We start from the raw sequence: 25,919 nt of genomic DNA, 5'->3' as shown, positions 1-25,919 counted from the left end.
CGCCATTCCGAGGGCAAGCGAAAGGGCGTTGCGCAGCATTTCGCGGGTAGGGTGATGAGTAAGCACGATTTGGCGCCGGCGCGCGCCGAGGAGAGACCAGCGGGCGCCGGCCGGGACGCCGCGACGCCGATCTCCTGCTATATCCGCACGCTGAACGAGGAGCGCCGCATCGGCGAGGTGATCCGGGCCGCGCTGCAGGTGGCGGACGAAGTCGTGCTCATCGACAGCGGGTCGAAGGACGCAACGCTCGCCATCGCAGCGGCCGAGGGGGCGCGGGTGGTCCATCAGCCCTGGCTCGGCAATGGGCGGCAGAAGCGGGCCGGGGAAGACGCGGCGCGCCATGACTGGGTGCTCGACCTCGACGCCGATGAGGTGGTCAGCCCCGAGCTCGCCGCAGAAATTCGTGCGCTATTCGCCGCCGGTCCGCGCCACCGCATGTATGAGCTGACGCTGATCACGGTGCCGCCTTTCGGCGAGCCGTGGTGGAACTTCAAGCATGCCGAGCGCATCAAGCTCTACGACAAGCGCCATATCCGCATCCCCGATCATGCCGCCTACGACCAGTTCGAGATCCCGCCAGGCGAGCGCCCGGGCAAACTGCGCGGTCCGCTGATGCACTATGCCTTCACCGGCATCGAGCACGTGATGACGAAGCTCAACCGGGCCAGCTCGGTGCGGGCGCGGGAGCTCAAGCTGAAGCCGCTCTGGCTGGTGGTGCTGCGGATCCTGTTCGGCTTCCCGACCTATTTCTTCAAAGCCTATATCGTCAACGGCCTGATCCGGGGCGGCGTCTATGGCTTTGCCTATGCCTGCGCGCTCGCCTTCGGCCGCTGGCTCCGCGACGTCAAAATGTACGAGCGGCACATGCGCCGCTAGGCGCGGGTGACGTCAGGACGGGCGCGTTTCAAGGCCGGGCCAGTGCGGTGGGCATCGGCATTGCCGGCCTCGAGCATCTTGGCCACGCGGCTGGTGCGCATGAAGGCGTGGCAGAGCGAGAAATAATAGCCCTTCCAGCCCCCGGTCAGATGCCGCCGGAAGATGTAATATTTGAGGAAATTCAGCGGGAATTCGATGCCGAGGCGCGGCACCAAATAGGACGTCGCCCGGCTCTTGGAGTGGCGCGAGCGGAAGCTGCTGAACTGGTTGTTCTTCTCGATGATATGGGCGAAGGACAGGTAGGAATGATGGAACACCGGGCCGCGCAATTGCTTGGGGACCGTATGGTTGAGCACCACGCGATCGAAGACCGGATGATCGCGGTAGCTGCCGGCTGACCGGTGATAGAGCCGGACGATGTTGTAATCCTTGGCGAAGGGTCTGGGTTTTTCATCGCCCGGATAGACGGTGAGGATGCGCAGCCGGTAGGCGCCCGGCTCGGGTACGGTCCGGCCGCGGAACAGCGCGCGGATTTCGTCGGCCAGCTCGGGCGTCACCACCTCGTCGGCATCGACATTAAGCACCCAGTCGTTGCGGCATTGCTGCTCGGCAAAGCGCTTCTGGCCGCCGTAGCCCGACCAGTCCCGGTGCAACACGCGCGCGCCCATCGAGCGGGCGATGTCCACGGTCCGGTCGGTGCTGCCGCTGTCGACCACGACGATCTCGTCGACCCATGGCCTCAGCGCGGCGAGCGAGCGCGCAAGCCGCGCCTCTTCATTCTTGGTGATGATGAATGCCGAGATGGGTAGTGCCACCGGATGCTCCGCAATCTTTGCGCGTATCGCTCCTGGATACCCGCAAGGATTGCTGGGTGCAATGCGCGGCATGCACAACTTCCACAGGTAAGCATGGGAGCTAGGAATTTCCCGGAGCGGGTGTGGCTTGCGGATCGCCGCATTTTGGCAGCACTGTCCAAGCTTTGCTGCTAAGCAATTGTTTTTATTGGAAATTGCGTCCGTTAAAGAAAGCACGCTATAATCCCAGACGGTGCTTTCGTCAACGGAAGAGGTGTGGATGACGGACCAACATTTGCTGTCGCAATTGCGGGGCTACAGCCTGACGACCGCGGAAATTCTCTACCGCATGCCGGATCATCCCGGCCTCCTGCAAAGTTTCGTCTGGCAGGAATACGACCTCGCCCCCCGATTTCCCCGGCTTGAGGCGTTTCTCACATATTGGACCGATTATATCGAAGGGCCGCTCTACCGGGTGAGGGTCTCGCATAAGAAGCTGGTGGCGCCCGCCGAATTCCAATTCATCGACGGCAAGTTTGTGCTGCATTAAGCGGCTGGACGGATTAACGGTTTTGCGTCCGGCCGGATTTGCGCGCTTGATCCGGCGGCCGAAGGCTTATATTCCAGCGCTAGAGTTGGATGCGGCGCATCGGTGGTAGAAACCGGGGGGGCATGATCAAATATACCAAGCGGCTGACGCGGCCATATGTGAGGGCCGTCCAGGGCGGCTACCGTTCGATGCGGCATTCCATTTCGGAGAAATCTCCGCCCTGGCTGAGCCGCCGGCTCGATCCGATGCTCGATTACGTCGACCTCATCCTGGTCGATCACGGCATTTTCCGAATGATCTATCCCAACCGCCACCGGCTCGCGGCGCACGCCTGGCGGTCGAGCCAGCCATCGCCGCGCGATATCAGGCGGATGGCGCGGCGCGGCGGCCTCAAGACCATCGTCAATCTGCGCGGCGACCGCGATTGCGGCAGCTACCGGCTCGAGACCGAAGCCTGCCGCCGATATGGCGTCAAGCTGGTCGATTTCTCGGTCAAGTCGCGACAGGCGCCGGCGAAGGATACATTCCGCGCGGCCAAGGAGCTGTTCGACAGCGTCGAATACCCGATCCTGCTGCATTGCAAATCCGGCGCCGACCGCGTCGGGCTGATGAGCGTGCTTTACATGATCCTCAAGGAGGGGCGGCCGGTCGCGGAAGCGCGGCGCCAGCTCAGCCTGCGCTATGGGCATATCAGGCAGGCCGATACCGGCGTGCTCGATCTGGTGTTCGACAGCTATCTCGCCCATTCCAGCCGCGAGCCGATCGCTTTCCTGGATTGGGTCGACCGCCATTACGACGAGCGCATCATCGCGCAGCGGTTCCGGGCCGAGGGCTGGGCCAATCTGATGGTCAACCGCATCATCAATCGCGAATAGCCCACGCCGAGCCGCACGGCTGGGAAGCCCTGCCGCTCGGCGCGGTCCTTCAGAGCGCCTTCACGGCCGCCAGCACCTCATCCACATGGCCCGGAACCTTCACCCCGCGCCAGATGCGCGCGATGGTTCCGTCGTTGCCAATGAGGAAGGTCGAGCGGTCGACGCCCATATAGGCGCGGCCATACATTTTCTTCTCCGCCCAGACCCCGTAGGCCTGGATCGCGGTTTTCTCCTCATCCGCCAGCAGCGTGACCGTCAGCCCGTGCTTGTCGCGGAATTTGCCATGCGATTTAACACTATCAGGAGAGATACCGATCACCTGCGCGCCGGCCTCGCCGAACGCATCGAGCCGCTCCGTAAAGTCGAGCGCTTCCTTGGTACAGCCCGATGTATCGTCCTTCGGATAGAAAAAAATCACCACCGGACGGCCCTTGAAGCCGCTTAGTTTGACGCTCTCGCCGCCGGCCTGCGGCAGCTCGAAGTCCGGAGCCTTGTCACCTTCGCTCAGCATTGTCGCAACGGCCTTCCTTTTGTCGCTTTTCCGCATTGGAATGCGCGCACATAGTTAGGCGACGCGGCTTTATCATCAAGTCCAAAGTTTGAGCTGGTTTTCCTGGGGATTGTCGTGCAGAGCTGATGCCGCCGGGGCGGGCGGCGCGGCGTTTCGGGCACCGGTCCCCGGCCCGCCGGGGACGGCGCGTCAGCAAGGCGCAAGCTGGGCCTGCTAAAAGGTTTTTGGGGCTGAGGTCCCTGGCCGGCGGGTAGATTTTAGGGGGCGGGAGCCCGTCGATCCAAAACGCTGGTCGGGCGCGAGCCCACCCAAATCAAAACGCCGGCGGGACTGTCGGGCATCCGGTCCGCCCGGACCGGGAATGGGCCAATCAGGGAAGGCAAGGCGGTAAGCGCGGATCATGTCAGGCGGCAAAGCAATGAATTCGCGAGGACGGGCGCTCACATCCTCTCCGCCGCCCCGTCCCCCCGCCGGACAATCGAAGGCCCTTGTGCCGGTCGGTCGTCAGGGGCTGCGGCCCGAGGCGCTGCGGATCGGCGCGACCGTCACCCAGAAATGCGCGTCGATCATCACCCGGCTCGCCATTACGCTGGCGCTGATCGGGCTGATCGGCTTTGCCGCGCTCTATGCCCGCCTCGTCTACGCGCCGATGTCGATGAGCTTCCTGGTGCCGCCGATCGAGAAGGCGGTGAACCGGACCCTGACCGGCATGCATTTCGATATCGGCGACGCGGTGCTGCGCCGCGCCGATAGCGGCCTCGGCATCGAGTTCCGGCTGACCAAGGTCAGTCTCGTGGACGCTGGCAACAATCCGATCGTCGAATCGCCGCTCGCCTCCGCCAATGTCAGCTTGCGCGCCCTGATGTCGGGACGCCTGGCCGCCGGCGAGATCGACCTGATCGGCCCACGCTTGTTCCTGCAATATTCCGAGGATCGCGGCCTCTCGCTCTCCTTCGCCGATCCGCGCGACGCCAAGGGCGACAGCAGCCCGCCCAGGAAGGATGGCGCGCAGGGCTGGGCGGTGTCGCCCATCGAACCCGATCAGACCGCCAGCGCGGCCCCTGGCGCGAGCCCCGCCGAGCCCCTGTCGGAGGGCATGATCCGGCAGGCGCGCGGGCGGGCGGTGAACCTCACCCAGGCGTTCAAGGAGCTGTTCTCCGCCACGCGGCGCGGCGAGTCCGCCTATCTCACCAGCTTCGCCATTCGCGACGCCAGCGTCTATTTCGATCGCGGCGATCAGATCACCCGCTGGGCGGTGCCCTCGGTCGAGATCGACGTGGTGCATAGCGACGAGACCAGCTCGGTCGTCGGCAATGTCTCGGTGCAGTCGCCGGCCGACGCCTTTAGCTTCCAGTTCCGCGCCGGGCAGAATCGCGGCACCGGCCAGATCAGCCTCAGCGTCGGCATCGCCGACATCGTGCCCCGCGCCTTCAGCGACGAATTTCCCGCCTTCCAGCTCCCCAAGATGTGGGACATGCCGGTGACGCTCGCCGCCGACCTGCAACTGGCCGGCAATGGCGACATTCAGAGCGGCACCGTGCGCGCCTCGCTGAAGAAAGGCAATTTCTACGCGCCCTGGGAGCAGCGCTTCCCCGCCCAGATCGACAATGGCACCCTGCAGCTCACCTATTCGCGCGAGCAGGGCATCATCCGGCTGACGCAATCGGACATCGTCTGGGGCGAGAGCCGCATCAAGATGCGCGGGCTGATCGAGCGCCAGCGTGATACCGGCCATTGGGCGTTCCATTTCGGCGCCGACGAACTGGTTCTCGGCGCCGAGGAATTCGGCGTGCCCTCAATTCCGCTGGACGGCATGGTCGCCAAGGGCGAGTACAATCCGCGCCTCGGCGAGGTCCGGCTGGACCGCTTCTTCCTGCAGGCGGCGGATGCCCAGATCAGCCTGACCGGCGCCTTCACCCAGGGCCGCACCTCGCCCGCCATCAAGCTCACCGGCACCGTCAGCCCGATGCCGGTCGCCTTCTTCAAGCTGATTTGGCCGAAATTCATCGCCCATGGCGCCTGGGAATGGATCGGGCTGCGCATCCCGTCCGGACGCATTTCCGGCGGCACCGTCAATATCGACATCCCGACCGATCTCCTCGCCAGCCTGCATGACGGCGCGCATCTGCCGCCCGAAGCGGTGGATTTCCGGCTCGAGCTGGAAGATATGGAAATCCACTTCGTCAAGTCGCTGCCGCCCATCCGCACGCAAAAGGCGACCGCCGTCGTCGCCGGGCAGCGCTTCTTCCTGACCGTGCCGGAGAGCAAGATCGCGCTGCCATCGGGCGCCGCCGTGACCTTCACCGACGGCCAGTTCATCATCGGCGATCTGCGCCCGCGCGTGCCGACCGGCGAGGTGCATTTCAAGAGCACCGGCACCGCCGCCAGCGTCATGGAGCTGCTCGACCAGCCCTCGCTCGGCTATATCAGCGCGCTGGATATGAAAGTGCCTGAAGTCATCGGCACCACGACGACCAGCTTCAGCATCGGCCTGCCGCTGATCGCCGATCTGAAATTCAAGGACATGAAGCTGACCGGCCGCGCCACGCTCGCCGACATCAAGGCGAACGACCTGCCGGGCGGCGTCAGCGTCAAGGGCGGCTCGCTGGACTTCGACGTCTCCGAGAAGGCGCTCGAGGCGCGCGGCGAGCTTGTCGTCAACGGCGTGCCCGTGCTGCTCGGCTGGCAGCGCATCTTCGACGCCGCGCCGGATCGCCAGCCTCCCTTGCGGCTGCGCGCCATCATCGACGAGAACGCCCGCGCGGGCATGGGGCTCGACGTCAACCATCTGCTGCGCGGCGGCGTGCCCACCGAGCTGATGGTGACCTTCAACGGCAAGGCGACGCCCGGCCTGCATTTCGATGCCAATCTGACCGATGCCGACGTGCTGATGCCGAGCATGGGCTGGCGCAAGGCGCCCGGCCAGCGCGCCTCGCTCAGCCTCGATCTGGAGCCGTCCGACAGCGGGCTGGAGGTTAAGAACATCAACCTGACGGGCGATGATCTGGCGGTTCGCGGCAGCCTCAAGGTCAATGACAAGCACAAGCCCATCGCCTTCAGCCTGCCCCAGGTCATGCTCAACCAGCAGACCCAGCTCGAACTGAGCGGCGAGCTCGACCGCAGCAATGTCTGGCAGGTGCGGGTGAAGGGCAAGACCTTCGACGGGCGCCAGTTCTTCCGCTCGCTGTTCTCGGCCGGCCAGATCGCCGAGGACCAGCCCGAGCCGCCCAAGGACGCGCAAGGGCTCGACGCCCAGGTCGATATCGAGAACGTCATCGGCTTTTTCGACACCACGCTGAAGACCGTCTCGATTACGGCCAAGCGGCGCAACAACCGGCTGAGCTATCTCGACCTGCACGGCCAGCTCAACGGCAAGAGCCCGCTCGCGGCGCGCGTCGATGCCAAGAAGGGCCAGCCCCGCCAGATCCTCGCCGAGGCGACCGATGCCGGCGCCGCTTTCCGCCTCGTCGGCTTCTACCCGTCGGCGCGGGGCGGCGAGGTCTCGATCAAGGTCAATCTCGACGGCACCGGCGACACCCAGACGTCGGGCACGCTTTACGCGCGCAATTTCTCCATCGCCAACGACCAGGTGGTGGAGGAGGTGCTGTCCGGCCCCAAGGGCGGCGGCAAGCGCCCGCCCGCGGCGCAGCAGCAGCCTCCGGCCAATTTCTACGACCAGCTCCAATTCGACCGTCTGCGCGTCGCCTTCTCGGTCGGCAACGGCCAGTTCATCCTGCAGGACGCCGCCATCAACGGCCCGGTGCTCGGCGCGACTTTGCGCGGCAATATCGATTTCAAGCGCGAGCGGGTGAACGTGTCCGGCACCTATGTGCCCTTCTACGGCCTGAACGGCGCCATCGGCCTCGTGCCGATCCTCGGCGACCTCCTGGTCAGCCGCAATGGCGAGGGCCTGTTCGGCATCACCTTCGCGGTGAAGGGGGCAACGTCGAACCCGGACGTGCTGGTCAATCCAATGTCGATGGTGGCGCCGGGCTTCCTGCGCCAGCTCTTCGAATTCGACCAGACCGAGCCCCCGCGCGTCATCCCGCCGGAGCAAAAGCGCAGCGAAGGCCGCCCGAGCAGCGTGCCCCGGTAGTCGACGCCTCGCTGCGGCGCCTAGCGCACGGCCTCGGGTGGCTTCTGTGAACTCCAAGAATTCTCCGTCGCCCCGGCCGTCAGAGCCGGGGCCTACTCGCCTCTCCGCTTGCCGCAGTGCTTGCGGATCGATGATTGGGTCCCGGCTCACCGCTTCGCGGTGTCCGGGACGACGAAAGGAGAGGATCTGGGACCGTCAGCGCCAACCGGACGAAAAGCCCCTCAAAACCGCCAATAGCCGCCGTCGACGAGGATGCCCTGGCCGGTCAGGAAGGCTGAAGCGTCGCTCATCAGGTAGACCGCGAGCCCCGCGAAATCGGCGGGCTGGCCCCAGCGGCGCATCGGCGTGCGGGCCATGATCGCCGAGGCGAATTTCTCGTTCGCCATCGACGCTTGCGTCATCTCGGTCTCGATCCAGCCGGGCAGGATGGCGTTGGCGGTGACGCCAAAGCGGGCAAACTCCACCGCCAGCGCGTAGGTCATCGCGTTGAGCGCGCCCTTGGTCGCCCCATAATGCTCGTTGCGGGCCGCGCCCGAGATCGAGGCCAGACTCGAGATGCCGACCAGCCGTCCGCCCGGATCGCCGCGTCCCGCGCGCTCGACGATGTGGCGCAGCACGGCCTGATAGGTGTGGAAGATGCCGTCGAGATTGACCGACATGACTCGCCGCCATTCCTCCCGGGTGATGTCAAGAAACGACCGCTCGCCGCGCCCGATCACCCCGGCATTGGCGAAACAGCCATCGACGCGGCCGAAATCGGCGAGCGTCGCGGCGAACGTCTCATTCACCGCGTCCGCATCGGCGACATTGCAGAGATAAGCCTTCGCCTTTACGCCATGCGCGCCAAGTTGCGCTTCGGCAGCGGCGTTCTTGCCGGCATTGGTGCCCCAGATCGCAAGGCCCGCGCCTGCTTGCGCCATTGCGTCGGCCATGGCAAGGCCGATGCCGCCATTGCCGCCCGTCACCAGCACCACCTTGCCGCTCAGATCGAACATGCCGCCGGCCATCGTCATCCTCCCTGGTCGCATTGCTTTGCCGTCCAGCTTGCCCGATCGCGCGCGGGTTGGCGATGACGGAGATGTCAGTTCTTGCGCGCGGCGGGCGGAGCGGTTTCTCCCGCCAAAAGCTCGCCCATCAGCCGGCCGAGCGCGGCGAAATCCTGCTTGCGCGGCGAGCTGGCGCGCCAGGCAAGGCCCAGCGTCCGGCTCGGGGGCGGGTCGGGGAAGCGGATGATGCGGACTTCGCCGCCGCGCACTTCGGCGGGCAGGCAGATCTCCGGCAGCAAGGTCACGCCATGGCCGTTGGCGACCATGCGCACCAGGGTGGACAGGCTCGAGGCGCCGAACGTGTAGACGCCGTCGACCTGCTGCATCCGGCAGAAGCTGAGCGCCTGATCGCGCAGGCAATGGCCTTCCTCCAGCAGCAGAAGCCGCTCGCTAGCGATCAGATCTTCCGCGCGTGCGGCCTTGCCCCGGCGGCCGGTGCCGGGCGGGATGGCCAGCACGAAGCGGTCCTCGACCAGCGGCATGGTCTCGATCTCCGGCAGGCCCGCCGGCAGCGCCAAAAGCACCGCGTCGAGCGACTGGCCGGAGAGCTCGGCGAGCAGGCTCGAGGTCTGCGTCTCGCGCAGATGCAGCTCGAGATCAGGGAAATCCGCGCGCAGGCGCGGCAGCAGCAGCGGCAGCAGATAGGGCGCGACCGTCGGGATGACGCCGAGATGGAAGGGGCCGCTGAGCAGCCGGCTCTGGTGCCGGGTGTAATCCACAAGATCATGGACTTCGGAGAGGATGCGCGCCGCGCGCGCCGCCACCTCACGGCCCTGCTCGGTGAGCGTAACGCCGGAGTGCCGCCGCTCGATCAGCGCGGTGCCAAGCTCCCGCTCAAGATCTTGAATCTGCATGGAAAGCGCCGGTTGCGAGACGGCGCAAAGCTCCGCGGCACGGCCGAAATGCAGCTCGCGCGCAAGCGTATTGAAATAGCGCAATTGCTTCAAGGTGACGCGCATTATCAGTTTTGCTTATCACTCTTTCAGTTAATCGTCTTGGACCTTATCATGCTTTGCAAGGATCATGCTGCATCGGATTTCATACCATCGGGAGACAGCCATGACCGATAAGCCCAAATTGACCACGACGGCCGGCGCGCCCGTCCCGGACAATCAAAACTCCATCACCGCCGGCGAGCGCGGGCCGCTTTTGATCCAGGATTACCAGCTCATCGAGAAGCTGGCGCATCAAAACCGCGAGCGCATCCCGGAGCGCACCGTACACGCCAAAGGCTGGGGCGCGTTCGGCACCTTCACCGTCACCAAGGACATCAGCCAATATTCCAAGGCGAACATCTTCTCCGCCATCGGCAAGAAGACCGAAATGCTGGCCCGCTTCTCGACCGTCGCCGGCGAGATGGGCGCCGCCGACCATGAGCGCGACGTGCGCGGCTTCGCGCTGAAATTCTACACCGAAGACGGCAATTGGGACCTCGTCGGCAACAACACGCCGGTGTTCTTCGTCCGCGACCCCTATAAGTTCCCCGACTTCATCCACACCCAGAAGCGGCACCCGAAGACCAATATGCGCTCGACGACGGCGATGTGGGATTTCTGGTCGCTGAGCCCGGAAAGCCTGCATCAGGTCACCATTTTGATGAGCGATCGCGGCATCCCGACCAGCCCGCGCTTCATGCACGGCTTCGGCTCGCACACCTATTCGTTCCTGAACGCGGCGAACGAGCGCTTCTGGGTGAAATTCCATTTCCGCACCCAGCAGGGCATCGCCTACCACACCAACCGCGAATCCGAAGCCATCATCGGCAAGACGCGCGAATCCTATCAGGACGATCTGTTCGGCTCGATCGAGAGCGGCGATTTCCCGAAATGGACGGTGTTCGTGCAGGTGATGCCGGAGGCCGAGGCGGGCCAGCATTGGTACAATCCGTTCGACCTGACCAAGGTGTGGCCGCATGGCGATTATCCGCTGATCGAAGTCGGCGTGATGGAGCTGAACCGCAATCCGGACAATTATTTCGCCGAGATCGAGCAGGCGGCCTTCGCGCCGAAGAACATCGTGCCGGGCATCTCCTTCTCGCCCGACAAGATGCTGCAGGCCCGCATCTTCTCCTATGCCGATGCGCATCGCTACCGGCTCGGCACCCATTACGAGGCGCTGCCGGTGAACCGTGCCAAATGCCCGGTGCATCACTATCATAAGGACGGCTCAATGCGCTTCTTCGAGCCGCTGACCGGGAGCCTCGACGCCTATTACGAGCCGAATTCCTTCGGCGGGGCGGTGCAGGACCCGAGCGCGGCCGAACCGCCGCTGAAGATTTCCGGCGATGCCGACCGCTATAATCACCGGCTCGGCAATGACGATTACAAGCAGCCGGGCGACCTGTTCCGGCTGATGGCCCCCGATGCCAAGGAGCGGCTGATGGACAATATCGCCGAAGCCATGGCCGGCGTGCCGGTCGAGATCATCAAGCGGCAGGTGGCGCATTTCTACAAGGCCGACCCTGCCTATGGCGAAGGCGTGGCGAAGCGGACTGGCCTCAGCGCCGCCGATCTGCCGAGCGCGGTTGCCGCAGAGTAGTCGCGGAGGGGGCACCCTTCAGCAAGAAGCCGCCGCGCGGGACCTCCCCGCGCGGCGGCTTTTTTTCTCCCACAGGGGACCTCTGCAAAATTCAGCAATTTATTCCGTCGCCCCGGCCGTCAGAGCCGGGGCCCACTCGCTTCTCAGCAAGCACGGTGCTCGCTGTGCGGCGATGGATCCCGGTCGGCCCGACGGCCGCGCGGGACGACGGAGGGGAGCGGCCCGTGGCATACGCAACGATCTCCACAAGGGAGAGGGCTGGAAAGCGGTGGTCATTCGCCACTATCTGAAGTCTTTCCAGCGTGCGCGTTTGTTTTTTGCCCTCTCCCCTCGCGGGAGAGGGCGGGCGCGCGAGGGCCCGGGTGAGGGGGCTTTGCCACGCCCCGATGCATGAATGCAGTCCCGTGCGAACTTTCGCCATCATGGCGCGTTACACGCCAGATTGAACCCCTTCGATCTCCATCGCGACAGACGGAAACACTGCGCGAGCGGCGCGGTTTTTGCGGAGAATCAGCCATGCACGGTGCGAACGCAGTCTCCAGACGCCCGACCCTGCTGACCATCCCGGCCCTCGGCGAGGCCTCCGATCATGCCAGCGAGGCGCCCGCGAGCCCGGCGCCGGCCCAGCCGCTCGATTCCGGCAAGGGTGCGGCCGCCGCCTTCTACCTGATCCTGTTCTCGATCCTCGCCGCGCTCGTGCTCGGCATCTTCATCCCTGCCTAGCCCTCGATAGGGATGATCTCCGGCTTCAGCAGGCTGCCGGCGAGCCGCAGCCTGCCGACCGTTACCGGCAAGGAGAAACGGCGCGGTCCGGCGGCGCCCGGATTGAAATAGGCCACGCCGTTCTTCTCCGCAATGCCGGGCTTGTGGCTATGGCCGTAGATGACGGCCGCGAAACCCGCCGCGGCCGGGTCGAGAGCCAGATCGGCGAGAATGTGCAGCACGTAAATCCTGTGTCCGCCGAGCGAGACGATCGCGCTCATCGGCAAAGCGTCCGCTCCGTTCGGATCGACATTGCCGCGCACCGCGAGGACAGGCGCGATCGACCGCAGGCTGTCCAGCACATCGAGTTGGCCGACATCGCCCGCATGGATGATGAAATCGGAGCCCCGCAATGCCGCGAGCGCGGAAGGCCGCATCTGGCCATGCGTGTCGGAGATCACGCCGATGACGGCGTGCGCGTCCAGCTCTGTCATGCGGGGACTCAATAGGCGCTCGATCTGGCGAGGGCTTCCGCCCGGAAATCGGCGGCGCCGAATAGATGCCGGCACATCCGCGCCCGCTTCATGAAAAAGCCGCTGTCCAATTCATCGGTTGTGCCCATGCCGCCATCAGTCATTGCCGCGCCGTCCTAATCGATCGTCACCACGACCTTGCCCATCGCCTTGCGGTCGGTGAGCCAGGAAATCGCCTCGCCCGCCCGCTCCAGCGGGAAATGCGCCGAAACCGTCGGCTTGATCGCACCCTTGGCGTAAAACTCCAGCAGTTCGCGGATATTCTCCGCGTTCTGGCTCGGGAAGCGTCGCGTCCACTCACCCCAGAATACGCCAACCACCTGGCAGGATTTGAGCAGCGTCAGATTGAGCGGCAGTTTCGGAATGCCCGCCGGAAATCCGACCACCAGGAACCGCCCCTCCCAGGCAATCGCACGTAGCGCCGCCTCGGCATAATCGCCGCCGACCGGATCGTAGATCACATCGGCGCCGTCCTTGCCGCAGACGCCCTTGAACAGGTCGGCGAGCGCCTTCTGCCCCTCCTTGTCGAACGGGCCGGACGGATAGACGACACCGGCATCGGCCCCATGCGCCTCCGTCAGTGCCAGCTTCTCCTCCGACGACACCGCCGCGATCACCCGCGCCCCCATCGCCTTGCCCAGTTCCACCGCCGCCAACCCCACGCCGCCGGCCGCGCCGAGCACCAGCAGCGTCTCGCCCGGTTTCAGCGACGCCCGCTGCTTCAGCGCGTAATAGGAGGTGCCATAGGTCATGATGAAGGCCGCGGCCTGATCGAACGGCATCATGTCGGGGATCGGAATGCAGCGGTTCTCCGCCACCGCCAGCCTCTCCGCCATGCCGCCCCAGCCCACCGAGCCGATCACCCGGTCGCCCGCCTTCAGCCGCTTCACGCCCTCGCCCACGGCGGTGACCACCCCGCTGACTTCGCCACCCGGCGCGAACGGCCGCTCCGGCTTGTACTGATAGAGATCACGGATGATGAGGCTGTCGGGAAAATTCACGCCGCAGGCTTTGACGTCGAGCACGACTTCGCCCGGTGCCGGCAGCGGATCGGCGATCTCCTCCAGAACCAGCGTCTCCGGGCCGCCCGCAATCTTGCTCAACATCGCCTTCATCCACGCATCTCCGTATGGCCTGGCACCCCGCTGGGCGATTCGCGCATTGCGGGCATCAGGCCGGCCTTCGCGCGCCATGGAGCCTGTGGAAATCGCACCGAAACGGGGCACGATCCACTCCGCCCGCACGCTGCCCAAAGGCTCCGATTCGAGGTCATTCTTGCCCGCGAACCGGCCCCTGGCAAGCGCATTGCGCCCAATTCCGTCCCGCGAAACCGATGCCGTAAAGCCACGGCTGGGGTGAAAACTCTTGATAAAAGGTAAAAACAGCTTCTGCACGTTGAGCGATTATGAGATCAGGTAGCGCAACTGGTTGGTGCAATTTGTCGTTTAGCTACTGCGGAGTGTGTTTTGCTTGGGGCGTTGAAAATCGTTGCGATGGTGGCCGCCGTATCAGGTCTGGCCGCCTGCGGTGGGACGGCCGAGACCGGCGATACCACCACAACCTCCGCCCTTCCCGGCACCGCCTATGCGCTGGCGCCGGGTGACAGGCTGAAGATCAATGTCTTCGATGAGCCGAACCTCACAGGTGAATTCCAGATCGACGAGAACGGCAAGATCGCCTTCCCGCTGGTCGGTGAAATTCGCGCCGGCGGCTTCGGGCTCGACGATTTCCGGCTCAGCCTGATCGAGCACTTGAAGGGCGGTTATGTGCGCAATCCGCGCGTGACCATCGATATTCTGAACTACCGGCCGATCAATATTATCGGCGAGGTCAAGAATCCCGGACAATTCCCGTACCGGCCAGGCATTTCTGCGCAAGACATTGCCGCGATCGCAGGCGGATATACTTACAGAGCAAATGAATCGACGATTTATATCATTCGCAATTCCAGCAAAAATCCTATTCCGGTGAAAGTCGATGACGGTCATTTCCCAATCCTGCCCGGGGACAGCATCAAGATCCCTGAGCGTTTCTTTTGATGTCATCCCATCATTTCAAAATCTCCTGAGGCAAGACAATCAAGGCGCCGGGTGAACTGAGAGGATTGTCGGTGCTCATGCTTGCGGCGACAGGAATCGATCATTTTCCGCGACAGAGTACCGGACGATCGGGCCCGTGGGTCTGGATCTTTCCGCGAGAGGGAGTTTGTGTGTTGGTGCAATGTTCGAGTCACGGAGTGGAGGCGCAGTTCGCGCTCTTGCCGATCGGCATCGCGATGCTCCTGTTCAGCGCTCTCGGCTCTCACGCCAGCCTCGCGGGCGACAGCGTCCAGGACGAGGCGAACGTGCCGGTCCGGCAGCGCGCGCGCCCTTATCTGGCACCGGCCGGGCTCTATTACGACAACATCTTCTTCTATCCGCGCGTTACGGTCGGCGGTGCCTATGACAGCAACATCTTCGCCGCGCCGAACGACCCTGTCAGCGACATGGCCCTGGTCATCGCGCCCGAGCTGACCGTCAGCAGCGCAAGCGAGATTGTCCGCCATACTTTCGAGGCCGGCGCCCGCCATTTTCAATATGACCGCTTCGACAGCCAGGACCGGACCGAGGCCCATGCGAGCCTCGCCTCCGCGCGCCAGATCCGGAACGATCTGCAACTGGATACGCGTTTCGAGGCGGCGCGCCGCTTCGAGCTCCCCGGCGACGGCTTTTCTCCTGGGGACAGCCTGGGGCCGATTCCTTATGAGGACCTGACCGCCGAAGCCTATGTGACCAAGACGTTCAACCGGCTGGGCGTCACCGTCGGCGGCAGCATCCGCGACCTGACCTATCAGAATGGCGAGACCTTTTCCGGCGCGACCATCGAGCAATCCTTCCGCGACGGCACCATCGCGACCGCCAGCGTCAGGCCCTTCTACGACTTCTCGCCCGGTTACCGCGCCTTCACCCGCTTTCAGGTCAATCAGCGCGACTATGAAGGGACCGGCGACCTTAACCGCGATTCCGAGGGCTATGACGCACGGGCCGGGGTCGAATTCCTGCTGACACCGATGCTGTTCGGCTCGGTCGATGCCGGCATCCTCGAGCAGAGCTACACCAATCCGGAAATCCCGGAGACCAACGGGCTCGCGGCCAACGGGCAACTGACCTGGCTGATGACGCCCTTGATGACGGTGACGGCTTTCGGCTCGCGCTCCATCGCCGAGATGGCGGCGCAAAATCAGGATTCGCGCATCGATGTCACCGGCGGCCTGCGCCTCGACTATGAGATCCGCCGCGACCTCATCGCGACGTTGCGCGGCAGCTTCACCGACGAGGATTTCTCCGGCTCGGACCGGCGCGACGATGTCCTGCAGCTCGGCGCCGGGATCGATTACTCGCTCAACCGCAACCTCAATTTCGGGCTCGACTATTCCTATTACGACCGGGATTCGACCCTCTCCGAATTTTCCTTCAGCCGACATGTGGTGATGGTCAATGTTACAGCACAATATTGAGCGCGGCCGCCAGCCGGTCCGGGCGCTGCCCGGCGCGCAAGGCCCCGCCAAGACGCAAATGGACGCCGAGCGCGAGGCGCTGGGCGCGATCCTGCAAAGCCTTCGGCGCAATGTGCGGCTGATCGCGCTCACCACCCTGATCGGCACGGCAGGCGTCAGCGCCATCGTCGTGCTCGGCATGACGCCGCAATCGCGGGCGACGGCAACGCTGCTGGTGGACAGCCGGAAGACCCAGATCCTCAAGGATCAGGAGGTGATCGGCCGGCCCGGCACCGAGAACAGCGCCATCGAAAGCGAAGCGGAGATGATCAAATCGCCGGCCATCCTGCGCAAGGTCGCCGAGCAGCTTCATCTCGACCAGGATGCCGAATTCATGGGCTCGCCGAGCCTTGTCGGCTGGCTGAAGACCATGCTGATCGCGCCCTTCAGCGCGGTTTTCAACCCCTCCGAGGAGGCCGTGCCGGTCGACCGGCTGGCGCTGGCGGCGGAGGCGCTCAGCGGCAAGATCAACGCCGCGCGCCGCAATCTGACCTATGTCATCGAGCTCAGCGTCTGGTCGGAAAGCGCGCCGAAGGCGGCATTGCTGGCCAACAGCATCGCCGACGCCTATCTGGCCGACCAGATCGGCGCCAAGAACGCCGCCACGCGTCAGGCCACCGGCTGGCTGAATGACGAAGTGGAACGGCTGCGCACCAAGCTCCTCGCCGCCGAGAACACCTATGAATCCTTCAAGGCCGAGGCCGGGCTTTTCAATCCCGATGGGCAGAACCTCGCCGACCGTCAGATTTCCCAGCTCAACGAGCAGCTCGTCATGGCCCGCGCCCGCGCCGCCGAGGCCCAGTCGAAATTCGAGCAGCTGCGCGAGATCAACGCCGACAAGCTGCGCTCCGGTGCCGCCTCGCCCGACGTGCTGCAATCGGCCGTGCTCACCAATATGCGCAATCAATATGCCGATGTCGCCCGCAAGCAGGCCGAGCTGACCAGCCGCTACGGCGCCCGCCACCCGCAAGTCATCAGCGTCAATGCCGAGCTGATCAATCTGAGCAGCCAGATCCGCGACGAGCTGGACCGCATCGTCGCCAGCGCCCGCACCGAATATGAGATGGCCAAGAGCAATCATGCCTCGCTGAATGCCAGCCTCGAAGAGCTGAAGCTCAGCGCCGCGACCTTCAACCAGAAGGCGGTGAAGCTGCATGAATATGAGCGCGAGGCGCAGGCGAACCGGGCGCTTTTCGAGGCCTTTCTGGCCCGCGCCAAGGAAACCGCCGCCCAGCTCCATATGCAGCTCCCCGATTCCCGCATCCTCTCGGCCGCCACCGTGCCGCTCTCGCCGAGCTATCCGCGCAAGAGCCTGATGATCGGCCTTGGCTTTTTCGGCAGCCTCGCCGCCGGGCTGTTCCTGGCGCTGGCACGCGGCATGCTGAGCGAAGGCTTCCGCCGCGCGAGCGACCTGCAGAGCGCATTCGGCCTCAGGCCGCTGGCGACCATCCCGCTGGTCGAGCCCTTGAACGCGCGGCATGCCGGCGCGGCCCAGCCGGTGGCGCTGAGGGCCGGCGCGGCGCGGCTGGCCCGGCTGGTGCCCAATGATCCCGGGGCGGAGGAGCGGCGCCTCGCCGATCTCGTCATCCGCGAGCCGGATTCGCCCTTTGCCGAAAGCATTCATTCACTCCGCTTCACCCTGCGGCAGGCGGCGGCCGAGCGGCAGATTTCGGTGATCTTGATGACGTCGGCGCTGCCAAGCGAAGGCAAGTCGACGGTCGCGATCAATCTGGCTCGGGCCTGCGCCATGTATGGCGACCGCGTGCTGCTGATCGACGCCGATCTGCGCCGGCCAAGCGTCGCCGCGCGGCTCGAACTGGTGCCGTCGCCGGGGTTGATCGGCGTGGTGCGGGGCAATTGCGAATTCCAGGGCGCGATACTGCGCGATCAGGCCACCAACCTGCATGTCATGGCCGGGGCCAGCGCCGCCTCCGGCGCCGAGGCGCTCACGCTGCTCGCCTCCCGCGATCTCGGCCGGCTGATCGCCGATGTCCGCGCAATCTACGATCTGGTGCTGATCGATGCCTCGCCGCTGCTGCCTGTGGCGGATTCCCGCTTCCTGGTCAATCAGGCCGACGCCGTCGCCCTGGTCGTCGCCTCGGAGCGGACCGGCCGCAGCGCCGTCCGCGCCGCCTTGCAGGAAACGCCGGGGCTGGAGCCCAAGATTCTGGGCGCGGTGATGAACCGTGTCGTCGACGATTTTGCCCATAATTATTTGGAATATAAATCTTTTAACAAAGTTGCTTAGTCATGAAAAACCCCGTCAAGCAGAACCCGTCGCAATCGAAATTGTTGATCCCGGCCAGCGAACCGGCAAACAGCCGCGCCATGGCCGACGCCGCCGGAGCGCTCGGTGACGCCGCTCCGTCAAGCGTTGCGGCGCATAGCGCGGATATTCTGACCTATGGCCTGCCGGGCAAGGTCGCGGTCGCCAATTTTTCCAAGCGCCGGCGTCGGCTGGCGAGGATATTGAACGCGCGCACGGTTCCCATTATCGCCATCGCGCTCGAATTCATGCTGGTCGCGGCGGCGATCTTTGCGGCGGGCGATGCCTATCATATGGCGATCGTCGGCTACCTGCCGAACGCCAGCGAATATCTCGTTGCCACCTTACTGCTGGCCGCGATCTTCGTCGTTCCCTGCGGGCTGAACCGCGACTATTCCATCTCCCGCCTGCCGCAGGGCCGCGAGCAGCTGCGCTCGGTCTTCCTGCATTGGAACACCGCCTATCTACTCTTCGCCTTCACCCTCTTCATCAGCCACGCCACCGAATTCTATTCGCGCGGCTCGATCGTCGCGCAATATGTGGCGGGCATCCTGGCGGCGCTCGCCCTGCGCCTCGTGCTGGGGCGCCTCATCGCATGGGGCCTGCAGCGCGGCGCGCTCGGCGGCAAGCGGATCATCGTTGTCGGCGACGCGGCGAGCGTTGCCTATATCACCCGGCGGCTCCGTGTCGATGCGCGCGGCGTCGATGTGGTCGGCACCGTCAAACTGCCATCGGTCGAGCGCGGCACCCACGGCCGGGCGGGCGAGGCGGGGCAGGATCTGCAAGGCGCCCTCGCAGCCGTCGAAGAGATCGCGCGCGGCACCGAGCTCGACGAGGTCGTGCTGTCGCTGCCCTGGTCCGATCCGGCCCGCATCCGCACATTCGTCGAAGAATTATCCGTCGTCCCCGCGACCATCCATCTGGCGCCCGACGCCAGCGCCGCCTGGGCCCACCATCTCAGCTCCGCCGGCGTCGGATCGCTGCCGACGCTCAAACTGTCCCGCGCCCCGCTGACCCTGCGCGACCGTATCCTGAAGCGTATCTTCGACCTGGCGGTCGGCAGCGTCTTCCTGGCCGTTGCCCTGCCGATCTTCGTGGTCATCGGGCTGATGATCAAGCTCGATTCCAAAGGCCCTGTGTTTTTCCGTCAGCGCCGGCACGGCTTCAACCAGGGCGAATTCCGCATCTTCAAATTCCGCACCATGACCACCCTCGACGACGGTCATCTGGTCCGCCAGGCCACGCGCGACGACAAGCGCATCACCCGCGTCGGCCGCTTCCTTCGCCGCACCAATCTCGACGAGCTGCCCCAACTCATCAACGTCCTGACCGGTCAGATGTCGCTGGTCGGGCCTCGGCCCCACGCCGTCGCTCACAACCATGAGTTCGAGGAGAAGATCCGCCTCTATGCCAAGCGGCACAATGTCAAGCCCGGCATTTCCGGCTGGAGTCAGATCAACGGCTATCGCGGAGAGACGGAAAAGCTTGAAAAGATGCAAAAAAGAGTTGAGTTCGACGTTTATTACATCGATAATTGGTCTTTATTGTTCGATATTCTCATTTTATTCATGACAATATTCTCCCTTAAATCTTACAAGAATGCTTATTGATATGAAAATTGATCATTGCACCCCATTCGATTCGCGATCGATCCAGACTGTTCATTCAACCGGCTTTACCGAGGATCGCGACGCGCCAATCACACCACCCGGCCAGGCCGGCTCGGACTGGCAGACCATTTCATAGGGCACTGGGGAGCCGATCACTGCAACGGGCGTGGCTGACGCCATGCGCCGAAAGGATTTGTTTTTCGTCAAACAAGAACCGATCGGACTTCGAAAGCCCGACTGCCGCCCCGGCCGCTGCGCCGGATGGATGCGGCTGCGTGGGGTCGAGCGGTCGGTGCAAAAAATGGATAAAGTCTATGCGGCGAGAATTACTGGGCCTCCCTATCGACTGCCTGACATTTCAGGAAACGCGCGACCGCGCCATCGAGGCCATGCGCGAGAGGCGGCTGACACAGCATGTGGCCATCAACGCCGCCAAGCTGGTCAAGGCTAGGCACGATCCAGAGCTGCGGCGCGACATTGCCGGCAGCGATATTGTCGGCATCGATGGCATGGGCATCGTCTGGGCGGCGCGGCTGCTCGGCATCCGGGTTCCCGAACGGGTCGCGGGCGTCGATCTGATGCTCGCGCTGCTGCGGGAATGCGCCGACAAAGGCTACCGGCCCTATTTCCTCGGCGCCCGCCAGCCCGTTCTCGACCGCGCCGTCGCCGAGTCCAAGCGCCGCTGGCCGGGCCTCGTTATGGCCGGAACCCGCGACGGCTATTTCGGGCCGGAGGAGGAACGCGCCGTCGTCTCCGCCATCCGCGACAGCCGCGCCGATTGCCTGTTCATCGGCATGCCGACGCCGCAAAAGGAGCGCTTCCTGCACCGCCATCGCGACGCGCTGGACGTGCCCTTCATCATGGGCGTCGGCGGCGGCCTCGACGTGCTCGCCGGCCATGTCCGCCGCGCGCCCGCCTTGATGCAGCAATCCGGCCTCGAATGGCTCTACCGCATCTATCAGGAGCCCGGCCGCATGTGGTGGCGCTATGCCAGCACCAATGCCGTCTTCGCCGGGCTGGTGGCAAGGGCCGTCGCCGCGCGCGCCTTCTCTCCGCGCGCCGTGCCGAGCAAAATCCGGGCGGAGGGCTGAGCCATGAAAATCCTCGTCGTCTTCGGCACCCGCCCCGAAGCCATCAAGCTGTTTCCGGTCATCTACGCCCTCAGAACCGACCCGCTTTTCGACGTCAAGATTTGCGCCACGGCCCAGCATCGCCAGATGCTCGACCAGGTGCTCGACATCGCCGGGCTGACGGCGGATTACGACCTCGATCTGATGAAGCCCAACCAAAGCCTCACCGACGTCACCGCCCGCATCATCGGCGGCGTCGGCAAGGTCATCGACGATTGCCGGCCCGACCGGGTCATGGTCCAGGGCGACACCACCACCGCCATGGCGGGCGCCATGTCCGCCTTCTACCGGCGCATTCCCGTCGATCACGTCGAGGCCGGCTTGCGCTCGGGCGATATCTATTCCCCCTGGCCGGAGGAAATGAACCGCAAGGTGGTCGGCTCGATCGCTTCGCTGCATTTCGCCCCCACCCGCCGCGCCGCCGAGGCGCTGATGCGCGAGAACCTGCCGCGCGACCGCATCTTCGTCACCGGCAACACCGTCATCGACGCGCTGCTCGACGTCAAGCAGCGTACCGAGAGCTACGGCTGGGTGCATGACGCGATCGACGGGCCGCTGCTCGAGGCGGGCGACGACCGGCGCCTCATCCTCGTCACCTCGCATCGCCGCGAGAATTTCGACGGCGGCATCCAGCGCATCCTGACCGCCGTCAAGCAACTCGCGCAGCGGGAGGACTGCTTCATTTTTTTCCCCGTTCATCCGAACCCCAATGTGCAGGAACCGGTCCGGACCGCGCTCGGCCAGCATCCGCGCATCCGCCTGCTGCCGCCGCTCGATTACGTGCCTTTCGTGCGCGTGCTGTCGCGCTGCCATCTGGTGCTGACCGATAGCGGCGGCGTCCAGGAAGAGGCGCCCGCGCTCGGCAAGCCGGTGCTGGTCATGCGCGACACCACGGAGCGCCCGGAAGGCATCGACGCCGGCACGGCCATCCTTGTCGGCACCGACACCAAGAAGATCGTCCACGAGGCGACACGCCTGCTCGACAACCCGGCCCATTATCAGCGCATGAGCCGGGCCCATAATCCCTTCGGCGACGGCAAGGCCGCCTTGCGCATTCGCGACATCCTGAAAGCCGAAGCCAAATCCCTTTTATCAACGCCCATTGAGAGATTGCGCCATGCGTCCTGATTTCCCCAAAGTCTGCATTCTCGGCCTCGGCTATATCGGCCTGCCGACCGCCGCGCTGATCGCCGGCCGCGGCTTGAAAGTCACCGGTGTCGACGTCAACGCCGCCGTGGTGGCGACTGTCGGCGCCGGCAATATTCACATCGTCGAGACCGATCTTGCCGAGGAGGTCCGCCGCGCCGTGCAATCGGGCTGTCTCACCGCGCGCGAGACGCCGGAGCCCGCCGATGTCTTCATGATCGCGGTGCCGACCCCGCTTTCGAGCGGCAAGAAGCCCGTGCTCGACTATGTCTTTTCCGCCGCCCACGCCTTGGCGCCGCATCTGAAACCCGGCGACCTCGTCATTCTGGAATCGACCTCGCCGGTCGGCACCACCGAGCGCATCTGCCAGCTTCTCGCCGACCGCCGGCCGGACCTGACCTTTCCGCTCGGCGGCCGGCGGACGGGCGAAACCGATCTCGCCGTCGCCTATTGCCCCGAGCGCGTGCTGCCCGGCCGCATCCTTAAGGAACTGGTCGAAAACGACCGCTGCGTCGGCGGCATGAGTCCCAACTGCACCGCCAAGGCGCGGCGCTTCTACGAGCTGTTCGTGCGCGGCAATTGCATCGAGACCGGCGCCCGCACCGCCGAAATGGTCAAGCTCACCGAAAACGCCTTCCGCGACACCAACATCGCCTTCGCCAACGAGCTGTCGATGATTTGCGACCGGCTCGACATCAATGTCTGGGAGCTGATCGAACTCGCCAATCTGCATCCGCGCGTGGAGATCCTCAAGCCGGGTCCCGGCGTCGGCGGCCATTGCATCGCTGTCGATCCCTGGTTCATCGTCGACGCCTGTCCGGACGAAGCCCAGCTCATCCGCACGGCGCGCGAGGTCAATGACGACAAGGCCCATTACGTGCTGGAGAAGATCTGCACGCTGATCGAGGCGCATCCGGATCGCCCCGTCTCCTGTCTTGGCCTTGCCTTCAAGGCCAATGTCGACGACCTGCGCGAAAGTCCGGCCCTCTCCATCGTCGAGACGCTCGCCGAAATCCATGGCGACCGCATCGGCGTCGTCGAGCCCTTCATCGACCGCTTGCCGGACACGCTAACAGGCCTCGGCGTCCGGCTGCAGGAGCTGGACCAAGCGGTCGCGGCGAAGGGCCTGCTGATCCTGCTCGTCGATCATGAGGCCTTCCGTCAGGTCGATGAGAGCCGGCTCGCCGGCGCCGTGCTTTACGACACGCGCGGCATCTGGGACAGCCTGCCGCCGACCGCCGATCAGCCCGTGCGCGCCGAACGCTCCGCCCCGCCCCGCCGCAATGCCGCGACCATGCGGCTTCAGTAAACGTCCGGGGGACATCCATCATGCAGTCGCTCCTGCGCCTCCACAAACTCTCCCGCTGGCTGCTTCGGCATCGCCTCAAAATGCCCTCGCGCATCATCGACGGCGTGATCCGCGTGCTGTTCGCGGCACGCATTCCCGCCGAGGCCGACATCGATCCGAGCGTGCATTTCAGCCATAATGCGCTCGCGGTCGTCGTCACCAAGGAATCCGAAATCGGCGCCCGCTGCCTGATCGGCATGCATGTGCTGCTCGGCAGCCGCTGGCCGCTAGAAGGCGGTCCCGTGCTGGAGGAGGACGTCATCGTCCACGCCGGCGCCAAGATCATCGGCCCGGTCCGCATCGGACGCGGCAGTGTCATCGGCGCCAATGCCGTGGTGCTGCACGATGTGCCGCCATTTTCGCTCGCGGTCGGAGTTCCCGCCGTGATCAAGCGGAGCGGCATCCAGATCGACGCCTATCGCGGCGAGACACAGGCGGCGGCGGTGTGACTTAAGTCGGATCCGTCTCGCCGACCGGTCGCCGCATCCGGCACTCATGCCGGCCGCGCCACCAGGGCTCGGCCGGCGCGCAGGAGATTGAAGGCTAGAAAACCGGCCGGTCCCAGCACGAAGGTCAATGCGAGGCAGGGCAGCACGGCGAGGAACGGGATGTGCTCGGCGCGCGCGGTGCGTACCTCCCAGGCGCCGACCAGCATGTCGAAGGCGAGGTAATGCAGCCAGCCCGCCAGCACGACCTCTGGCCCTTGGAACAGGCGCATCAGATTGGGGAGCGTGTCGAAGCCGCCGTCGCTGGGTTGCCAGTACGCGATCAGCAGCGCGCCGTAGACCAGGGAAAGCAACAAAGGGAGCGCCAGTCCCGCGATGCGGTCGGCCGCAAGCGGAAACCAGGGCGAGGCAAGCAGCGCCAGCCGACGAGAGCGGTGAGATTGGCGGCCTGGAAAATCAAATCGGCGGTCATCGTCGCGCCTCTGGAATGATTCGATGGCTGAGGATAGCGGAAGGCCGGCCCCGTGACGACGAGCCGACAACGATGCGTCCGCGCAATCGCGAGCGTATATTCACGCCTTAACGGCGTGACCGGCCAAGCAAGAGACTGGCCTTTTTGATACGGCCCTGTGGGGCCGACGCACGCAACCGGTGTGACCGAGTTCCCGTGGTCGCAACCGCCGCTGTGATGCTTAAGGTATTCGATTCTCGGGTAGCGCTGAAGGCAGATTCAGGCCGCCTTCATGGCGACGCATATGATGATAACGCCAAGCCAATGCCCTCGAACCCGGTCCCATCGCAGTCCCCAGGCAATCTGCCGCTCCAACGCGCCGCAGTGAACGGATCGTCGACCTCCACCTGCTGCCGTGCGTTCTTACCGGGCCGCTTCCGGCCAATCGGTTTGACAACGGGCATGTTGCTGCTCATCCCGTGACATCGCATGTAGCGATCCGCCGCGATTGCCCCGTCATCACGCGGGACGCGGCAGGCGGAGGGGTGCCGATGCGGAAGCGGCAGAATAGATTAGCGTTGACTAATTCATTAGCGGGTGCTATTGGATCTTTCATGCCCGCTCCCATTCCCATCGACGCCGTCATCCAGGCGCTTGCCGTTCCGACACGGCGGGCCGTGTTCGAGCGGGTCATCCAGTCCGGCGAGATCACCGTGGTCGAGCTGACCCGGGGGAGCGGCGTGACTCAGGGAGCCATTTCGCAGCATCTGAAGTCGTTGAAACAGGCCGGTTTGGTTTCAGAACGCCCCGAGGGCCGCAAGGTCTATTACCGCGCCCGGCCCGAAGGTCTCGAACCTTTGGCGGACTGGATGGGTCATTACGGCGCCTTCTGGCGCGACCGGTTCGCCGGCCTCCGCGCCCTGCTCAAGGAGATCGATCCATGAAAGACGCCGCGTCCGGCACCAGGGAGATCGTGGTCGAGGAGGACTTCCCGCACGCGCCGGAGACGATCTGGAAGACGCTGACCACCGGCGAACTGATCGGCCGCTGGCTGATGGCGCCGGCGGGGTTCGAGGCGGTGCAGGGCAAGCGCTTCACCTTCCAGACCAAACCCGCCGGCGCCTGGGACGGCGTCATTCATTGCCAGGTGCTGGAGGTGATCCCGAATGAGCGCCTCGCCTATAGCTGGAAGGGCGGCCACGAGGGGAACACCGGCTACGGCTCGCTGCTGAATTCGGTGGTCACCTGGACGCTCGCCCGGACGGCGAACGGCACGCGGCTTCGCCTCGTGCATGCCGGCTTCGTGGTGCCGAGAAACCGGTCCGCTCTCGAGACCATGGGCAATGGCTGGAAGAAGATCATTCCGGGCATCGGCGCCATCGCCGGCGAGCAGGACTGACCGGGCACTCGGAGACGGACCCGATCGCCCCGGCCAGCAATCCGACCCACAGACGCTTCATCAAGGG

General features: G+C 64.8%; 23 protein-coding genes. 16 read left to right on the top strand and 7 right to left on the bottom strand.

Annotated elements, in window-relative coordinates; all coding sequences use genetic code 11:
- The first annotated feature begins 54 nt into the window (after positions 1-54).
- Positions 55-876 (top strand): glycosyltransferase family 2 protein, encoded by an 822-nt coding sequence (locus tag BLEFHOIH_RS02455; protein ID WP_170936953.1) that lies wholly within the window; start codon positions 55-57, stop codon positions 874-876.
- On the opposite strand, the gene BLEFHOIH_RS02450 is transcribed toward BLEFHOIH_RS02455, so the two are convergent.
- Positions 873-1,691: a glycosyltransferase family 2 protein gene (locus BLEFHOIH_RS02450; RefSeq protein ID WP_210191659.1), complete on the bottom strand. Its 819-nt coding sequence runs from the start codon at positions 1,689-1,691 to the stop codon at positions 873-875. The two genes, BLEFHOIH_RS02455 and BLEFHOIH_RS02450, sit on opposite strands and share 4 nt — an antisense overlap.
- A gap of 259 nt (positions 1,692-1,950) precedes the next feature.
- On the opposite strand from BLEFHOIH_RS02450, the gene BLEFHOIH_RS02445 reads away from it, so the two are divergent.
- Both BLEFHOIH_RS02445 and BLEFHOIH_RS02440 read left to right on the top strand, forming a co-directional pair.
- Entirely contained in the window at positions 1,951-2,220 is a 270-nt protein-coding gene (locus tag BLEFHOIH_RS02445) for an aspartate-semialdehyde dehydrogenase (protein WP_088342917.1), read from the top strand.
- Between the two features lie 122 nt (positions 2,221-2,342).
- Positions 2,343-3,095: a sulfur transferase domain-containing protein gene (locus tag BLEFHOIH_RS02440; protein ID WP_088342916.1), complete on the top strand. Its 753-nt coding sequence runs from the start codon at positions 2,343-2,345 to the stop codon at positions 3,093-3,095.
- A 49-nt stretch (positions 3,096-3,144) separates the two neighbouring features.
- Here BLEFHOIH_RS02440 and BLEFHOIH_RS02435 read toward each other — a convergent pair whose 3' ends face one another.
- Positions 3,145-3,606: a peroxiredoxin gene (locus BLEFHOIH_RS02435; RefSeq protein ID WP_088342915.1), complete on the bottom strand. Its 462-nt coding sequence runs from the start codon at positions 3,604-3,606 to the stop codon at positions 3,145-3,147.
- A 490-nt stretch (positions 3,607-4,096) separates the two neighbouring features.
- On the opposite strand from BLEFHOIH_RS02435, the gene BLEFHOIH_RS02430 reads away from it, so the two are divergent.
- Complete coding sequence (locus BLEFHOIH_RS02430; protein WP_170936952.1) at positions 4,097-7,702, top strand: AsmA-like C-terminal region-containing protein; 3,606 nt, start codon at positions 4,097-4,099, stop codon at positions 7,700-7,702.
- A gap of 221 nt (positions 7,703-7,923) precedes the next feature.
- Here BLEFHOIH_RS02430 and BLEFHOIH_RS02425 read toward each other — a convergent pair whose 3' ends face one another.
- The gene (locus BLEFHOIH_RS02425; protein ID WP_245296839.1) at positions 7,924-8,709 is read right to left on the bottom strand and encodes an SDR family NAD(P)-dependent oxidoreductase; all 786 of its coding nucleotides are present in this window, start codon (positions 8,707-8,709) and stop codon (positions 7,924-7,926) included.
- Between the two features lie 74 nt (positions 8,710-8,783).
- Positions 8,784-9,707, bottom strand: coding sequence for a LysR substrate-binding domain-containing protein (locus BLEFHOIH_RS02420; RefSeq protein WP_088342913.1), 924 nt, complete (start codon positions 9,705-9,707; stop codon positions 8,784-8,786).
- Positions 9,708-9,807: 100 nt separating this feature from the next.
- Here BLEFHOIH_RS02420 and BLEFHOIH_RS02415 point away from each other — a divergent pair, with 100 nt between their 5' ends.
- Both BLEFHOIH_RS02415 and BLEFHOIH_RS02410 read left to right on the top strand, forming a co-directional pair.
- On the top strand, positions 9,808-11,286 hold the full coding sequence (locus tag BLEFHOIH_RS02415; protein ID WP_088342912.1) for a catalase: 1,479 nt from the start codon (positions 9,808-9,810) through the stop codon (positions 11,284-11,286).
- 516 nt (positions 11,287-11,802) lie between these two features.
- The gene (locus BLEFHOIH_RS02410; RefSeq protein WP_088342911.1) at positions 11,803-12,009 is read left to right on the top strand and encodes a hypothetical protein; all 207 of its coding nucleotides are present in this window, start codon (positions 11,803-11,805) and stop codon (positions 12,007-12,009) included.
- Here the strand turns inward: BLEFHOIH_RS02410 and BLEFHOIH_RS02405 are convergent.
- Entirely contained in the window at positions 12,006-12,482 is a 477-nt protein-coding gene (locus tag BLEFHOIH_RS02405) for a metallophosphoesterase family protein (protein ID WP_088342910.1), read from the bottom strand. The genes BLEFHOIH_RS02410 and BLEFHOIH_RS02405 overlap by 4 nt on opposite strands.
- A 155-nt stretch (positions 12,483-12,637) precedes the next feature.
- Positions 12,638-13,636, bottom strand: coding sequence for an NADPH:quinone oxidoreductase family protein (locus BLEFHOIH_RS02400; protein WP_088342909.1), 999 nt, complete (start codon positions 13,634-13,636; stop codon positions 12,638-12,640).
- A 351-nt stretch (positions 13,637-13,987) separates the two neighbouring features.
- Here BLEFHOIH_RS02400 and BLEFHOIH_RS02395 point away from each other — a divergent pair, with 351 nt between their 5' ends.
- The 8 genes from BLEFHOIH_RS02395 to BLEFHOIH_RS02360 all read left to right on the top strand — a co-directional run bounded on the left by BLEFHOIH_RS02395 (position 13,988) and on the right by BLEFHOIH_RS02360 (position 24,005).
- Positions 13,988-14,560 carry a polysaccharide biosynthesis/export family protein gene (locus BLEFHOIH_RS02395; RefSeq protein ID WP_125461548.1) on the top strand — a complete coding sequence of 191 codons (573 nt, stop codon included), beginning with the start codon at positions 13,988-13,990 and terminating at the stop codon, positions 14,558-14,560.
- Positions 14,561-14,757: 197 nt separating this feature from the next.
- Positions 14,758-16,017, top strand: a complete 1,260-nt coding sequence (locus BLEFHOIH_RS02390) for an outer membrane beta-barrel protein (RefSeq protein WP_170936951.1) — start codon at positions 14,758-14,760, stop codon at positions 16,015-16,017.
- Positions 15,998-18,304 (top strand): AAA family ATPase, encoded by a 2,307-nt coding sequence (locus BLEFHOIH_RS02385; protein WP_088342906.1) that lies wholly within the window; start codon positions 15,998-16,000, stop codon positions 18,302-18,304. The genes BLEFHOIH_RS02390 and BLEFHOIH_RS02385 overlap by 20 nt, the downstream gene beginning before the upstream one ends.
- A 2-nt stretch (positions 18,305-18,306) precedes the next feature.
- Positions 18,307-19,932 (top strand): undecaprenyl-phosphate glucose phosphotransferase, encoded by a 1,626-nt coding sequence (locus BLEFHOIH_RS02380; protein ID WP_088342905.1) that lies wholly within the window; start codon positions 18,307-18,309, stop codon positions 19,930-19,932.
- 314 nt (positions 19,933-20,246) lie between these two features.
- The gene (locus BLEFHOIH_RS02375; protein WP_088342904.1) at positions 20,247-21,023 is read left to right on the top strand and encodes a WecB/TagA/CpsF family glycosyltransferase; all 777 of its coding nucleotides are present in this window, start codon (positions 20,247-20,249) and stop codon (positions 21,021-21,023) included.
- A 3-nt stretch (positions 21,024-21,026) separates the two neighbouring features.
- On the top strand, positions 21,027-22,190 hold the full coding sequence (gene wecB, locus BLEFHOIH_RS02370; protein WP_088342903.1) for a UDP-N-acetylglucosamine 2-epimerase (non-hydrolyzing): 1,164 nt from the start codon (positions 21,027-21,029) through the stop codon (positions 22,188-22,190).
- Positions 22,180-23,517, top strand: a complete 1,338-nt coding sequence (gene wecC / locus BLEFHOIH_RS02365) for a UDP-N-acetyl-D-mannosamine dehydrogenase (protein WP_088342902.1) — start codon at positions 22,180-22,182, stop codon at positions 23,515-23,517. Before wecB ends, wecC begins: the two co-directional genes overlap by 11 nt.
- 20 nt (positions 23,518-23,537) lie before the next feature.
- A complete protein-coding gene (locus BLEFHOIH_RS02360; protein ID WP_088342901.1) occupies positions 23,538-24,005 on the top strand; it encodes a serine acetyltransferase in 468 nt (155 codons plus the stop codon).
- Positions 24,006-24,049: 44 nt separating this feature from the next.
- Here the strand turns inward: BLEFHOIH_RS02360 and BLEFHOIH_RS02355 are convergent, their stop codons facing one another.
- Positions 24,050-24,544 carry an abscisic acid-deficient protein Aba4 family protein gene (locus tag BLEFHOIH_RS02355; protein WP_170936950.1) on the bottom strand — a complete coding sequence of 165 codons (495 nt, stop codon included), beginning with the start codon at positions 24,542-24,544 and terminating at the stop codon, positions 24,050-24,052.
- Between the two features lie 523 nt (positions 24,545-25,067).
- Between BLEFHOIH_RS02355 and BLEFHOIH_RS02350 the strand changes: the two genes are divergently transcribed.
- On the top strand, positions 25,068-25,397 hold the full coding sequence (locus BLEFHOIH_RS02350) for a metalloregulator ArsR/SmtB family transcription factor (protein ID WP_088342899.1): 330 nt from the start codon (positions 25,068-25,070) through the stop codon (positions 25,395-25,397).
- Positions 25,394-25,852: an SRPBCC domain-containing protein gene (locus BLEFHOIH_RS02345; RefSeq protein ID WP_088342898.1), complete on the top strand. Its 459-nt coding sequence runs from the start codon at positions 25,394-25,396 to the stop codon at positions 25,850-25,852. The genes BLEFHOIH_RS02350 and BLEFHOIH_RS02345 overlap by 4 nt, the downstream gene beginning before the upstream one ends.
- Positions 25,853-25,919 lie beyond the last annotated feature (67 nt).

It is taken from the genome of Rhodomicrobium sp. R_RK_3 (assembly GCF_002198715.1).
Taxonomy (GTDB): Bacteria; Pseudomonadota; Alphaproteobacteria; order Rhizobiales; family Rhodomicrobiaceae; genus R-RK-3.
This window is presented reverse-complemented; position numbering and strand designations above follow the sequence as displayed.

Coding starts and splice junctions, on each gene's coding strand:
- BLEFHOIH_RS02455 (WP_170936953.1), top strand. CDS start 55: ATGAGTAAGCACGATTTGGCGCCGGCGCGCGCCGAGGAGAGACCAGCG.
- BLEFHOIH_RS02445 (WP_088342917.1), top strand. CDS start 1,951: ATGACGGACCAACATTTGCTGTCGCAATTGCGGGGCTACAGCCTGACG.
- BLEFHOIH_RS02440 (WP_088342916.1), top strand. CDS start 2,343: ATGATCAAATATACCAAGCGGCTGACGCGGCCATATGTGAGGGCCGTC.
- BLEFHOIH_RS02435 (WP_088342915.1), bottom strand. CDS start 3,606: ATGCTGAGCGAAGGTGACAAGGCTCCGGACTTCGAGCTGCCGCAGGCC.
- BLEFHOIH_RS02425 (WP_245296839.1), bottom strand. CDS start 8,709: ATGGCCGGCGGCATGTTCGATCTGAGCGGCAAGGTGGTGCTGGTGACG.
- BLEFHOIH_RS02420 (WP_088342913.1), bottom strand. CDS start 9,707: ATGCGCGTCACCTTGAAGCAATTGCGCTATTTCAATACGCTTGCGCGC.
- BLEFHOIH_RS02415 (WP_088342912.1), top strand. CDS start 9,808: ATGACCGATAAGCCCAAATTGACCACGACGGCCGGCGCGCCCGTCCCG.
- BLEFHOIH_RS02410 (WP_088342911.1), top strand. CDS start 11,803: ATGCACGGTGCGAACGCAGTCTCCAGACGCCCGACCCTGCTGACCATC.
- BLEFHOIH_RS02405 (WP_088342910.1), bottom strand. CDS start 12,482: ATGACAGAGCTGGACGCGCACGCCGTCATCGGCGTGATCTCCGACACG.
- BLEFHOIH_RS02400 (WP_088342909.1), bottom strand. CDS start 13,636: ATGAAGGCGATGTTGAGCAAGATTGCGGGCGGCCCGGAGACGCTGGTT.
- BLEFHOIH_RS02385 (WP_088342906.1), top strand. CDS start 15,998: ATGTTACAGCACAATATTGAGCGCGGCCGCCAGCCGGTCCGGGCGCTG.
- BLEFHOIH_RS02380 (WP_088342905.1), top strand. CDS start 18,307: ATGAAAAACCCCGTCAAGCAGAACCCGTCGCAATCGAAATTGTTGATC.
- BLEFHOIH_RS02375 (WP_088342904.1), top strand. CDS start 20,247: ATGCGGCGAGAATTACTGGGCCTCCCTATCGACTGCCTGACATTTCAG.
- wecB (WP_088342903.1), top strand. CDS start 21,027: ATGAAAATCCTCGTCGTCTTCGGCACCCGCCCCGAAGCCATCAAGCTG.
- wecC (WP_088342902.1), top strand. CDS start 22,180: ATGCGTCCTGATTTCCCCAAAGTCTGCATTCTCGGCCTCGGCTATATC.
- BLEFHOIH_RS02360 (WP_088342901.1), top strand. CDS start 23,538: ATGCAGTCGCTCCTGCGCCTCCACAAACTCTCCCGCTGGCTGCTTCGG.
- BLEFHOIH_RS02350 (WP_088342899.1), top strand. CDS start 25,068: ATGCCCGCTCCCATTCCCATCGACGCCGTCATCCAGGCGCTTGCCGTT.
- BLEFHOIH_RS02345 (WP_088342898.1), top strand. CDS start 25,394: ATGAAAGACGCCGCGTCCGGCACCAGGGAGATCGTGGTCGAGGAGGAC.